The sequence below is a fragment of the Phycicoccus sp. Root563 genome (assembly GCF_001427915.1).
Classification (GTDB): Bacteria; Actinomycetota; Actinomycetes; order Actinomycetales; family Dermatophilaceae; genus Pedococcus.
Map to the genome: position 1 here is coordinate 1,763,784 of NZ_LMGM01000001.1, position 11,901 is coordinate 1,775,684.

General features: G+C 72.4%; 11 protein-coding genes. 2 read left to right on the forward strand and 9 right to left on the reverse strand.

Annotation, left to right across the window (positions count from 1 at the left end; all coding sequences use genetic code 11):
* The 7 genes from nuoE to ASD62_RS08405 form a co-directional block, all read right to left on the reverse strand.
* The gene (gene nuoE / locus ASD62_RS08375; RefSeq protein ID WP_056915564.1) at nt 1–849 is read right to left on the reverse strand and encodes an NADH-quinone oxidoreductase subunit NuoE; all 849 of its coding nucleotides are present in this window, start codon (nt 847–849) and stop codon (nt 1–3) included.
* Nucleotides 849–2,201, reverse strand: a complete 1,353-nt coding sequence (locus tag ASD62_RS08380; RefSeq protein WP_056915565.1) for an NADH-quinone oxidoreductase subunit D — start codon at nt 2,199–2,201, stop codon at nt 849–851. Before ASD62_RS08380 ends, nuoE begins: the two co-directional genes overlap by 1 nt.
* The gene (locus ASD62_RS08385; protein ID WP_056917257.1) at nt 2,201–2,920 is read right to left on the reverse strand and encodes an NADH-quinone oxidoreductase subunit C; all 720 of its coding nucleotides are present in this window, start codon (nt 2,918–2,920) and stop codon (nt 2,201–2,203) included. The genes ASD62_RS08380 and ASD62_RS08385 overlap by 1 nt, the downstream gene beginning before the upstream one ends.
* A 146-nt stretch (nt 2,921–3,066) precedes the next feature.
* Nucleotides 3,067–3,720 carry an NADH-quinone oxidoreductase subunit B family protein gene (locus ASD62_RS08390; protein WP_235529344.1) on the reverse strand — a complete coding sequence of 218 codons (654 nt, stop codon included), beginning with the start codon at nt 3,718–3,720 and terminating at the stop codon, nt 3,067–3,069.
* 19 nt (nt 3,721–3,739) lie between these two features.
* The gene (locus tag ASD62_RS08395; protein WP_056915566.1) at nt 3,740–4,102 is read right to left on the reverse strand and encodes an NADH-quinone oxidoreductase subunit A; all 363 of its coding nucleotides are present in this window, start codon (nt 4,100–4,102) and stop codon (nt 3,740–3,742) included.
* Between the two features lie 160 nt (nt 4,103–4,262).
* Nucleotides 4,263–5,597: a geranylgeranyl reductase family protein gene (locus ASD62_RS08400; RefSeq protein ID WP_056915567.1), complete on the reverse strand. Its 1,335-nt coding sequence runs from the start codon at nt 5,595–5,597 to the stop codon at nt 4,263–4,265.
* 149 nt (nt 5,598–5,746) lie between these two features.
* Nucleotides 5,747–6,442 (reverse strand): demethylmenaquinone methyltransferase, encoded by a 696-nt coding sequence (locus ASD62_RS08405; protein ID WP_056915568.1) that lies wholly within the window; start codon nt 6,440–6,442, stop codon nt 5,747–5,749.
* 96 nt (nt 6,443–6,538) lie between these two features.
* On the opposite strand from ASD62_RS08405, the gene ASD62_RS08410 reads away from it, so the two are divergent.
* Nucleotides 6,539–7,831, forward strand: a complete 1,293-nt coding sequence (locus ASD62_RS08410) for an isochorismate synthase MenF (protein WP_056915569.1) — start codon at nt 6,539–6,541, stop codon at nt 7,829–7,831.
* Nucleotide 7,832: 1 nt separating this feature from the next.
* Entirely contained in the window at nt 7,833–8,486 is a 654-nt protein-coding gene (locus ASD62_RS08415; protein ID WP_056915570.1) for an HAD family hydrolase, read from the forward strand.
* Here the strand turns inward: ASD62_RS08415 and menD are convergent.
* Together menD and ASD62_RS08425 are read right to left on the reverse strand one after the other, a co-directional pair.
* Nucleotides 8,449–10,266, reverse strand: coding sequence for a 2-succinyl-5-enolpyruvyl-6-hydroxy-3-cyclohexene-1-carboxylic-acid synthase (gene menD, locus ASD62_RS08420; RefSeq protein ID WP_056915571.1), 1,818 nt, complete (start codon nt 10,264–10,266; stop codon nt 8,449–8,451). The genes ASD62_RS08415 and menD overlap by 38 nt on opposite strands.
* 16 nt (nt 10,267–10,282) lie before the next feature.
* On the reverse strand, nt 10,283–11,901 hold a 1,619-nt coding region (locus tag ASD62_RS08425), incomplete at its 5' end, for a hypothetical protein (RefSeq protein WP_235530664.1).

Consider the following 11,901-nt stretch of genomic DNA (forward strand, 5'->3'; position numbering starts at 1 on the left):
TCACTTCCCCTCGGCGGGCTTGGAGCCCGCCTGCTCGTCGGCGGCGTTGGACGGCGTGTCGGTGGAGGAGCTGCGCCCCGGCGCCAGGCCGGCCGTGCCGGCGTCGCCGTCGGCGGGAGCGGCGTGCTTGGCGCCCGGGGCGGTCCAGTTGCGGTCCTTGGCGACCCGCAGGCCCTCGAGGGACGAGGGACCGGCGCCGACACCCTCGTCGGCGAGGCCGTCGTGGAAGCCGGCCAGGACGCGGGAGACCTGCTTGAAGCTGCAGACCTTCGCCGCGCCGCGCGTGGGGGCGACGTCCTTGCCCGCGCGCAGGTCGTCGACGAGCTGCTTGGTCGAGTCGGGCGTCTGGTTGTCGAAGAACTCCCAGTTGGCCATGACCACCGGCGCGTAGTCGCAGGCCGCGTTGCACTCGACCCGCTCGAGGGTGATCTTGCCGTCGGCCGTCGTCTCGTCGTGGCCGATGCCGAGGTGCTCGGAGACCTCGTCCCAGATCTGGTCGCCGCCCATGATGGCGCAGAGCGTGTTGGTGCAGACGCCGACGGTGTACTCACCGTTGGGGTGGCGCTTGTACTGCGTGTAGAACGTCGCGACGCCCGACACCTCGGCGGTGGTCAGGTCGAGGACCTCCGCGCAGAAGTCGATGCCGCGGCCCGTGACGTACCCGTCGACGCTCTGCACCAGGTGCAGCAGCGGCAGCAGCGCCGAACGCTTCTGCGGGTACTTCGCCACCACCTGGGCGGCGTCCTCGTGGAGGCCCGCCAGGACGTCGGCCGGGTAGGGCTCCTTGGACTCGACGGGGACGTTGAGGTGACCTGAGGCGGTCTGCAGTCCGAAGTTGTCTCCGCTCATCAGCGGTCCACGCCTCCCATGACGGGGTCGATCGAGGCCACGGCGACGATGACGTCGGCGATCTGGCTGCCCTCGCACATGGCGGCAGTGGCCTGCAGGTTGTTGAAGGACGGGTCCCGGAAGTGCGCGCGGTAGGGGCGCGTCCCGCCGTCGGACACCGTGTGGCAGCCGAGCTCGCCCTTGGGGCTCTCCACGGCGGCATACGCTTGGCCGGGCGGCACCCGGAAGCCCTCGGTCACCAGCTTGAAGTGGTGGATGAGCGACTCCATCGAGGTGCCCATGATCTCGCGGATGTGGTCGAGGCTGTTGCCCATGCCGTCGCCGCCGATGGCCAGCTGGGCCGGCCACGCGATCTTCTTGTCGGCGACCATGACCGGGCCCGGGTTCGACTGCAGGCGGTCGATGGCCTGCTCGACGATCTTGAGGGACTCGTACATCTCGTCGATGCGGATCCGCAGGCGGGCGTAGGCGTCGGCCTCGGTGCGGGTGATGACCTCGAACTCGTAGGTCTCATAGCCGCAGTAGGGGTCGAGCTTGCGCAGGTCGTGCGGCAGGCCGGTCGAGCGCAGCACCGGACCGGTGATGCCCAGGGCCATGCAGCCCGACAGGTCGAGGTAGCCGACGTCGACGGTGCGTCCCTTGAGGATGGGGTTCTCGTTGAGCAGGAGCTCGAGCTCGCCGAGTCCCTTGCGCAGCAACGGAACCGTGTCGCGCACCTTGTCGATGGCGCCCGGGGGCAGGTCCTGCGCGACGCCGCCGGGGCGGATGAACGCGTTGTTCATGCGCAGCCCGGTGACCATCTCGAAGATGGCCAGGATGCGCTCGCGCTCGCGGAAGCCGACGGTCATGACCGTGCTGGCCCCCATCTCCATGCCACCGGTCGCGAGGGCGACGAGGTGGGAGGTGATGCGGTTGAGCTCCATCATGAGGACGCGGATGACGTTGGCGCGCTCGGGGATCTGGTCGGTGATGCCGAGCAGCTTCTCCACGGACAGGCAGTACGCCGCCTCGTTGAAGAAGGGCGTCAGGTAGTCCATGCGGGTGCAGAACGTGACGCCCTGGGTCCAGGTGCGGAACTCCATGTTCTTCTCGATGCCGGTGTGCAGGTAGCCGATGCCCGCGCGGGTCTCGGTCACCGTCTCGCCGTCGAGCTCGAGGATGAGGCGCAGCACGCCGTGCGTCGACGGGTGCTGCGGACCCATGTTGACGACGATCCGCTCCTCGTGGAGGGCAGCGGCCTCGTCGACGAGCTGGTCCCAGTCGCCGCCGGTGGCGTTGAAGATGTGCGCGCCCTCGGCCGCAGCCGCGTCGGCTCCGGAGGTCGCGTAGATGTCGGTGGTGTCGGTGCTCATCAGTTGTAAGACCTCCGCTGGTCCGGCGGCGGGACCGTGGCCCCCTTGTACTCGACGGGGATGCCGCCGAGGGGGTAGTCCTTGCGCTGGGGGTGGCCCGGCCAGTCGTCGGGCATGAGGATCCGGGTCAGCGCGGGGTGGCCGTCGAACTGGATCCCGAACATGTCCCACGTCTCGCGCTCGTGCCAGTCGTTCGCCGGGTAGATCTCGACGATCGACGGGATGTGCGGGTCGGCGTCGGGGGCAGTGACCTCGACGCGGACCCGGCGTCCGCCGTGGGTGATCGACAGGAAGTGGTAGACCGCGTGGAGCTCTCGGCCCTCTTCCTGCGGGTGGTGCACACCGGACACGCCGGTGCAGATCTCGAAGCGCAGCGCGGGGTCGTCGCGCAGCGCCCGCGCGACCGCCCTGAGGTGCTCGCGCCGGACGAACAGGGTCAGCTCGCCCCGGTCGACGACCGCGCGCTCGACGGCCTCGGAGTAGGAGGCGGAGCCGCCCACCAGCCCCTGCTCGAGCCGGTCGGCGATCTCGTCGAAGTAGCTGCCGTACGGACGCACCGCGGCGGCCGGGAAGAGGATCGGGCTGACCATGCCGCCGTACCCGGTGGTGTCACCGGTGTCGGTGGCACCGAACATGCCGCGGCGCTCACCGACCTGGACGGGGTCGGGCGTGGTGCCGGGGGCGGCGGGGAGCCGGTCCCCGGTCTCGCGGTCGGTCACGGCGCCGGGCTCGGCCCCGACGGTGGCCCCGGCCACGACGGCGGCCGGCTGGTCGGGTCCGTCGCCCTTGTCGGCGGCGGCGTCAGCGGCCTTGTTGCCGAGGACGTCGCTGTTGGCGGTGGCCTGCTTCGGGTCCTTCTCGTCGCTCACGCGACACCTCCGTGCGCGCCGTGGTCGTGGCTGTGCGAGTGGCTGTGGGCGTGCGACGGGCCGGCAGCGGCCAGCGGCAGGCTGGTGCCCGCACCCTGGGCGAGCAGGCCGGTCATCTGGTGCGTCGGCGTCGCCGAGAGGGCGGCCGCCTCGGCCGCGCGGGCCGCAGCGACGCGGTTGACGCCGAGCTTGCTGTTCTGGATCTGCTCGTGCAGCGTCAGGATCGCGTTGAGGAGCATCTCGGGGCGGGGCGGACACCCTGGCAGGTAGACGTCGACCGGGATGATGTGGTCGACCCCCTGCACGATGGCGTAGTTGTTGAACATGCCACCGGAGCTGGCGCAGACACCCATGGAGATGACCCACTTGGGCTCGGGCATCTGGTCGTAGACCTGGCGCACGACGGGGGCCATCTTCTGGCTGACCCGGCCGGCGACGATCATCAGGTCGGCCTGGCGCGGCGTCGCGGAGAACCGCTCCATGCCGAACCGGGCGATGTCGTAGTCGGGCGTGCCGACGGCCATCATCTCGATGGCGCAGCAGGCCAGACCGAACGTGGCGGGCCAGACCGAGCTCTTGCGCATGTAGCCCGCGACCTGCTCGACCGTGCTCAGCAGGAAGCCTGCGGGCAGCTTCTCTTCGATTCCCATTGCTTTGTCCTAGTCCTCGTCAGTCCCACTCGAGGCCGCCGCGGCGCCACACGTATGCGTAGGCCACGAAGACGGTCAGGATGAACAGCACCATCTCGACGAGTGCGAAGAGACCGAGCTGGTTGAACGCGACGGCGAACGGGTAGAGGAACACCGATTCGATGTCGAAGATGATGAAGAGCATGGCGGTCAGGTAGTACTTGATCGGCACGCGCCCGCCGCCGGCGGCCTGGGGCGTCGGCTCGATGCCGCACTCATAGGCGTCGAGCTTCGCGCGGTTGTAGCGCTTGGGCCCCGCGATCGAGGCGGCGAAGACCGAGAACACGGCGAAGCCGCCACCGATCGCCAACAGGAAAAGCAGGGGGACGTAGGGGTTGCTCATCGCCGTGCCACTCCCCTTCCGAAGTCATCTGTGAGCTCATGTGTGACGTCGTGCTCGACGTCGTGGCTGACGCCGTGGGCGGCGTCAGGGCGGGACGTGCAGCCGGGCCGCGACGTGCGCGCCCCAATCCTAGGGGTGGCCTCCGAGATTGCACGACGGGTCATGCGTCGGGCGCCATCTTCGACAGGGCGGTGATGAGGCGGTCGCTCGCGTCGCCCCCGCGGGGCTCGGCGAGGTTGGCCATCACCTTGAGGAGGAACTTCATGAGCGTGGTGCGCGGAAGTCCGTACTTCGTGGCCAGGCGCATGATCTCGGGGTTGCCGATCATCTTCGCGAAGTACCGGCCGAGCGTGTAGTACCCGCCCAGCGAGTCGGCCATGACACCCGGGTAGGACTGCAGGACCCGCTCCCGCTGGGCGTCGTCGGTGCGGGCGAACGCCTGGGCGATCACCTCGGCCGCGAGCCGACCCGACTCCATGGCGTAGGCGATGCCCTCGCCGTTGAACGGGTTGACCATGCCGCCGGCGTCGCCGACGAGGAGGAGGCCCTGGTCGTAGTGCGGCTGGCGGTTGAAGCCCATCGGGAGCGCGGCTCCACGGATCGGGCCGACCATCGTCTCGTCGGAGTAGGTCCACTCCTGCGGCATGGTGGCGACCCAGCGGCGCATGACGTCCTTGTAGTCCGTCTTGCCGAAGGCGCTGGAGGTGTTGAGGATGCCGAGCCCGACGTTGGAGGTGCCGTCACCGACACCGAAGATCCAGCCGTAGCCGGGCAGGAGCACCTTCTTGCCGTTCGCGTCGGTCGACCACAGCTCGAGCCAGGACTCGAGGTAGTCGTCGTCGTGGCGCGGGCTGGTGTAGTAGGTGCGGACCGCGACACCCATGGGTCGGTCCTCGCGCTTCTCGCGGCCCATCGCCAGGGACAACCGGGAGGAGTTGCCGTCGGCCGCCACGACCAGGGGTGCGGTGTAGCGCAGCTCCGGTCCGGTCGCCCGGCCCCTCTCGTCCGTGGCCTTGGCCGTGACACCGACGATGGACCCCTTGGAGTCCACGATCGGGCCGGTGACGTTGGTGCCCTCGCGCAGTCGCGCACCGTGCTTCACGGCGTGCTTGGCCAGGATGTCGTCGAAGTCCTGGCGCGTGCGCACCAGGCCGTAGGGCGGGAAGCTCGCGAGGTCCGGCCACGGCAGCGACAGGCGCATCCCGCCGCCGATGATCCGCAGCCCGTGGTTCTTGATCCAGCCGTCCTCCTCGGGCGTGGGGATGCCGAGGGTGATGAGCTCCTTGACCGCTCGCGGGGTCAGTCCGTCGCCGCAGACCTTCTCGCGCGGGAAGGTCGTCTTCTCCAGGAGGAGGACGTCCAGTCCCGTCATCGCCAGGTATGCCGCGGTCGCGGATCCCGCGGGACCCGCGCCGACGACGATGACGTCGGCGGTCTCGGTGGCTGCGCCGATCGTGGAGCTGCCTCCGACGACCTCGCTGATGCTGTGTGTCACGCCTGCCTCACCCGCTTGTGAACGACTTCACGAACTTCAAATGCGGAGTCTATTCCCGCCCTCATCGGCCCTCCTAGTAAGGCAGCCCTAACCGCATGCCGCCCCGGCTCCAGCTCGGCACCGGCTCGGCGCGAGCCTCGGTGCGCGAGTCACGCCGGCTTCACCGCTCGGTGCAGCGCGACGATGCCACCGGTCAGGTTCCGCCAGCCCACCTGCGACCAGCCGGCCGCCGCGATCGTCGTGGCGAGCTCGCGCTGCGCGGGCCACGCCTGGATCGACTCGGCGAGGTAGACGTAGGACTCCGGGTTGCTGCTGACCTTGCGTGCCACCGGCGGCAGGGAGCGCATGAGGTACTCGGTGTAGACCTTGCGGAAGGCGGCGTTGACCGGCTGGCTGAACTCGCAGACCACGAGCCGTCCGCCCGGCTTCACCACCCGCAGGAACTCCCCCAGCGCCGCCTCGACGCTGGCGACGTTGCGCAGGCCGAACGACATCGTGACGGCGTCGAAGCTGTCGTCCGCGAACGGCAGCCTCATCGCGTCGGCCGCGGTGAACCCGAGGTCGGGGCGACGCCGGTTGCCCACCCGCAGCATGCCGAGCGAGAAGTCCGCCGGGACGACGTTGACCCCACCGTCGGCGAACGGCTCGCTGCTCGTGCCCGTGCCGGCCGCGATGTCGAGCACCGTCTCCCCCGGCTGGGCCGCAACCGCCTTGAGGACGGCCCGGCGCCACAGGCGGTCCTGCCCCAGCGACAGCACGTCGTTGGTCAGGTCGTACTTGCCGGCCACGTCGTCGAACATCGCGGCGACGTCACGGGGGTCCTTGTCGAGGCTGGCACGCGTCATGGCGCCATCCTCCCGCACCCCGCGCGGAGGGGCAGCCCCGCCCCGGCTCGGCCCGCGACCGGCGCCATACCGGTCGGTCGTAGGCTGGCCCCCGACATGAGCACCCTGCCCACTCCCGCCGCGGCTGCCCGCCAGGGGACCCACCTCGTCGCCCGCACCGTGGCGCTCACCGACCCGGGCAGCCTGCTCACCCTGCTGCCCGACCTCGGTGACCCGCGCGAGATCGCCAGCTGGGTCCGTCGCGGCGAGGGGCTCGTGGGCTGGGGGCGTGCGCTGGAGTTCACGGCGCACGGACCCGACCGGTTCGCCCTCGCGGAGGAGTGGTGGCGCGACGTCGTCGCCTCCGCCGTCGTGCGCGACGAGGTCGGCCGCCCCGGTTCCGGCCCGGTCACCTTCGGTTCGGTCGCGTATGCCGCCGGATCCCCTTCGGGCGCAACGCTCGTCGTGCCCGAGGTGGTCGTGGGCGCCCGTGACGGCGCCTGGTGGGTCACCACGATCGGCACCACCTCCGAGCTCCCCTCGCCCGTGCTCCCCGAGCAGTCCGCCCCCCTCGAGCCGACAGGCGTCGCGTTCGCCGACGGGGCGCTGTCACCGGCCCAGTGGGCCGGAGCCGTGGAGGAGGCGGTCGCCCGCATCACCGACGGCGACCTCGACAAGGTGGTCCTCGCGCGTGACCTGCGGGTCACCGCGTCCGAGCCGATCGACGCCCGCTGGTTGCTGCAGCGGCTGGCCGAGCGGTACGACACCACGTGGGTGTTCGCCGTCGACGGCCTGGTCGGGGCGACGCCGGAGATGCTCGTCCGGCTGGAGAAGGGCCTCGTGACGTCGCGCGTCCTCGCCGGCACCATCCGGCGCACCGGCGACGACGAGCACGACCTGGCGCTCGCGGGATCGCTGGCCCGGTCGAGCAAGGACCTCGAGGAGCACGAGTACGCCGTGCGTTCGGTCGCCGACGCCCTCCGCCCGCACTGCTCGTCGGTCAACGTCCCCGAGTCGCCGTTCGTGCTGCACCTGTCCAACGTCATGCACCTCGCCACCGACGTCGCAGGGGTGGTCGCCGACGGCGCGACCTCGCTCACCCTCGCCGCGTCCCTGCACCCCTCGGCCGCGGTGTGCGGCACACCCGCGGAGGTCGCCGACGCGGTGATCTCCGAGCTCGAGCACATGGACCGCGGCCGGTACGCCGGACCGGTCGGCTGGATGGACTCCTCCGGTGACGGCGAGTGGGGGATCGCGTTGCGCTGCGGCGCTTTCGAGCCCGACGACGCGGCATCGATGCGACTGTTCGCCGGGTGCGGCATCGTCGCCGGGTCCGACCCCGACTCGGAGGTCGCCGAGTCCGACGCCAAGCTCGTGCCGATGCGCGACGCCCTGACGGCGCGGAGCTGACGTGTCGGCCGGCGACCTCGCTCCACGTCCTGCGGACGTCGTCGTCTTCGACCTCGGCAACGTCCTGATCCGGTGGGACCCGGTGCCGGCCATCGCCGTCGCCGTCGGCCCCGAGCGGGCGGCCGCGTTCGTGGCCGACCCCGACTTCGACTTCGCCGCGTGGAACCACGCCAACGATGCGGGCCGCACCCTCGACGAGGCGGAGCAGTCGGCGCTCGCGTCGCACCCGCACTACGCGGAGGAGGTGCTCGCCTACGGCCGGCACTTCGACGCGTCCCTCGTGGGCGAGATCGAGGGCACGGTCGCGATCCTCGAGGAACTGCACGCGGCGAAGGTGCCGCTGTTCGCCCTGACCAACTGGTCGGCCGACCTGTTCCCCGTGGCCGTCGAGCGGTTCGGGTTCCTCGACCTGTTCGAGGACATCATCGTCTCCGGTGAGGAGGGGGTGGCCAAGCCCGACCCCGAGATCTTCGAGGTGCTCGAGGAACGGGTCCGTCACCGCGCAGGGCTGGACGACTGCATCTTCATCGACGACAGCCCGGCGAACGTCCTCGCCGCCGAGGAGACCGGGCTCGACGCCATCCACTTCACGAACCCGGACCACCTGCGCGAGGACCTCATCGCGCGGGGTATGCCGCTGCGTCACCTGCCCTGATCGCGGCAGCCGCCACTCGGCGCAGCTCTGCGTGCAGCTCGCGGTGGCCGGAGCGGTCGAGCGGCACCTCCAGGACGCGCAGGCCGTCCGGTCGCTGGGCCAGGGCGTCGACGAGCTGGTCCCGGGTCGAGATGCCTCGGTGCGCGACGTGGTGCGCGGCACACAAGGAGGCGAGGTCGACACCTGTGGGGGTGCCGAAGACGCGCTCGAAGTCGGCGGTGCGTTCGGGCTCACCGGGCTCGAGGAGCGTGAAGATGCCGCCGCCGTCGTCGTTGGTGACGACGATCGTCAGGTCAGGCCGTCGTTCCAGCGGGCCGATGAGGAGCCCGTTGGCGTCGTGCAGGAACGTGAGGTCGCCCAGGAGGGCGTAGACGGGGTCGTCGCCGGCCAGGGCCAGGCCCACCGCCGTCGAGACGCAGCCGTCGATGCCGGCGAGCCCGCGGCTCGCCACCACGCGCAGCTCCTCGGTGCGTGCCGGGCCGAGGTCGAGGTCCCGGGCCGAGTTCGACGACCCGACGAACAGCGTCGACCCTACAGGGAGTGCCTCGGTCACCGTCTCCGCGACGGCCAGCCCGCTCGGCCAGGCTCGACCCACTGCCGCGCCGGGTGCGAGGGCGGCCGTCAGGCGCGAGCCTGCGGCCTCCCAGGCACGGGCCCACTCCAGGTCGGCGTCGGTCCTGGCCGGCTCGGGGGTCGGCTCGGGGGTCGGTTCGTCGATGACCTCGACGGGGTGCACGGCGGCGATGTCGGGGCGGGACTCGATCCACGCGTGGGTCCCCACGGCCTCCACCCGCACCCCGGGACGGCGCAGGAGCGCTGCGACCGGCCGGGAGAGGGTGAGCCGCCCGACGGCGATCACCCGGTCAGGCGCGTGCTCGTCGAGCCAGCCGGGGTCGGTCAGGACGAGCGGCCCGTGCGGCAGGACGGCGGGGCGGGGATGGGTGCCGAAGGGCTCGGCCACGACCGGCCACCCGCGACGCCCCGCCCACCGGACCACCCGCTCGAACTGGTCGGGTTCGGGCAGGTCACCCACGACGACGACCGTGCGGGCGACGTCCTGCACCCCCGTGGCCGGCTCCTGGCCATGGCGAACCGGCGTGCTCGAGGGCGCGGACGTGGTCGACGGCGCAGAGGTGGCCGACGACGCGGATGTGGTCGAGGGCGCGGACGTGGACCAGTCGTGGGGCTGCGGGTGATCCAGTGGCTCCGGCCAGGGCTCGCCCGCTGCCGGCACCAGCGGCTCGCGCAGCTGCACGTTGAGGTGCACGGGACCCGGCTCGCCACCGCCGACCGTCCCGGTCGCGTGCCCGACCGCGGCCGCGGCGACCGCGCGCCAGCGGTCCACCTCGCCGGGGCGGCGGTCCGGCGCCGCGGAGTCCACCGACCACCGGATCGCCTCGCCGTACATGCCCGGCTGCACGGTCGTCTGGTTCGCCCCGGTGCCGCGCAGCTCCACCGGCCGGTCGGCGGACAGGACGACCAGCGGCACCACGCCGTGGTGGGCCTCGAGCACGGCCGGGTGGAGGTTCGCGACGGCGGTACCGGATGTCGTGACGACCACAGCCGGCACCCGGGTGAGCTTGGCCAGTCCCAGGGCGAGGAACCCGGCGGACCGCTCGTCGACGCGGACGTGGAGCTGCACGCGCCCGACGCGCTCGGCCTCCTGCACGGCATACGCGAGGGGCGCGGACCGCGACCCCGGGCAGAGCACGACGTGCCGCACCCCCTGCCTGACCAGCTCGTCGACGAGGACGGTGGCCATGGCGGTGGACGGGTTCACGGCTCGGATTGTGCCATCAGGGCTCGGGACCGACGCGGGCGATGCGGTAGTCGCGGACCACCGCCGTCCCCGGGCCACCCGACGACTCGAAGAAGGAGGACGCGCCCTCCAGCCAGCGCACCACGGACCGGTCGTCGGAGGCGTCGACGGCCGCTCCGGTCCCGACGTAGAGCTCACCCGGGTGGGCTGCGCTGGCGCGGTGCCGCTGCCCGGGATCGTCCGCGAGGTCGCGCGAGACGGTCACCCAGTCGACCCGGTCGGGGTTGGCGCGTCCCTCGAGCCGGGGAACGGGGTCCTGCCGGTGCTCGAGGGCCAGCACCTGCACCCCGGGAGGCACGGGAGCCTTGCCGATCGGGGACCCGAGGGCCACCACATGGGTGACGCGGTGGGCTGACCTGAACTCCGCGGACGAAGCCAGCCCCGCCGCGACGATGCCGCCCAGACTGTGTCCGGCCAGCATCACCGGCTCCGCGGCGACGTCCCGGCCATCCGCCGCGGCCGCACCAGCCTGCGCCGTTGCCAGCGCCTGCTGGACCCCGGCTGCGAGGAGGGTCGACTCCCCCGCCATCGAGCGGACATCGGTGGTGAGGTCGAACGGGTTCTCCCCCGCCCGCGCGTCCCAGACCTGGGTGCCGCCGACCTCCACGATCCAGGCCGGACCCCGGTCACCCACGACCTCGACGACCCGGACCCGGCCGTCGCCGGGCAGCTCCGCGAGGTCGCCGGCGAGCGCCGCCACACCCCCCGGCCCGACGGTGGCCCTACCCCCACCCCCAGGGACCGCGACCTCGGTCACGCGGACCGCGCCCGCGTCGTCGAGCAGGCCCCGGGCTGCCGCGGAGTCCGCCAGCACCCCGACCGCCTGCTCGTCGCGGTCGGCCGGCCGGGCGAGGTCGGGTCCGGCCCACGGGCTGCTGCTCACCCGGTGCGGTGGAGCGAGGAGCGGTGGGGCGAGGAGCGGTGCTGTCAGGGGGTTCGAACGCAGCCCGACGACCAGACCGCCGCTGCCTCCCCCGAGCTCGGCCACCTCGGGCAGCGCCCAGGCTGCCCGGTCCAGCAGGTCTGCGACGTCCACCCCGACGGCCTCGAGCGCGACCACCCCGACGACGAGGGTCGGGGCGGCGTGCCCGGCCAGGGCCAGGACGACGTCCTGGGCGAGCGACGCCGTCCGGACCACCTCGTCCTCCACCTCCCCATAGGCCCGTGCGGCAGCCCGGACCGCGAGCGCGACACCCTCCAGGGCCGCCGCCTCGACGACCAGCGCCCGGGCGGCCTCGAGCACCTCGGCCTCGGCCCGCACGGCCGTGAGGGGGCTCAACGCGGCCCCGGTGCTCGACGACGCCGCCACCCGGGCCGCCGCCGCCACCAACCCCACCACGACGCCACCGAGGTCGGCCGCCGCCTGGACCAGCTGTCCGGCCGCCCCGACGAGCTCGTCGACCCCGACGGTCGTACCGCCGACCCCACCCCGGACCTCGATCACCGGGTCGGTGCTGGATGGGTCACCCCCGGAATGGCCGGTGCCGGACGCGCCGGGGCCGGACGGGCCGGGGCCGGACGGGCCGGGGCTGAACGGGCCGGGGCCGGACGGGCCGGGGCCGGACGGGCCGGGGCCGGACGGGCCGGGGCCGGACG

Coding starts and splice junctions, on each gene's coding strand:
- nuoE (WP_056915564.1), bottom strand. CDS start 849: ATGAGCGGAGACAACTTCGGACTGCAGACCGCCTCAGGTCACCTCAAC.
- ASD62_RS08380 (WP_056915565.1), bottom strand. CDS start 2,201: ATGAGCACCGACACCACCGACATCTACGCGACCTCCGGAGCCGACGCG.
- ASD62_RS08405 (WP_056915568.1), bottom strand. CDS start 6,442: ATGACGCGTGCCAGCCTCGACAAGGACCCCCGTGACGTCGCCGCGATG.
- ASD62_RS08410 (WP_056915569.1), top strand. CDS start 6,539: ATGAGCACCCTGCCCACTCCCGCCGCGGCTGCCCGCCAGGGGACCCAC.
- ASD62_RS08395 (WP_056915566.1), bottom strand. CDS start 4,102: ATGAGCAACCCCTACGTCCCCCTGCTTTTCCTGTTGGCGATCGGTGGC.
- ASD62_RS08390 (WP_235529344.1), bottom strand. CDS start 3,720: ATGGGAATCGAAGAGAAGCTGCCCGCAGGCTTCCTGCTGAGCACGGTC.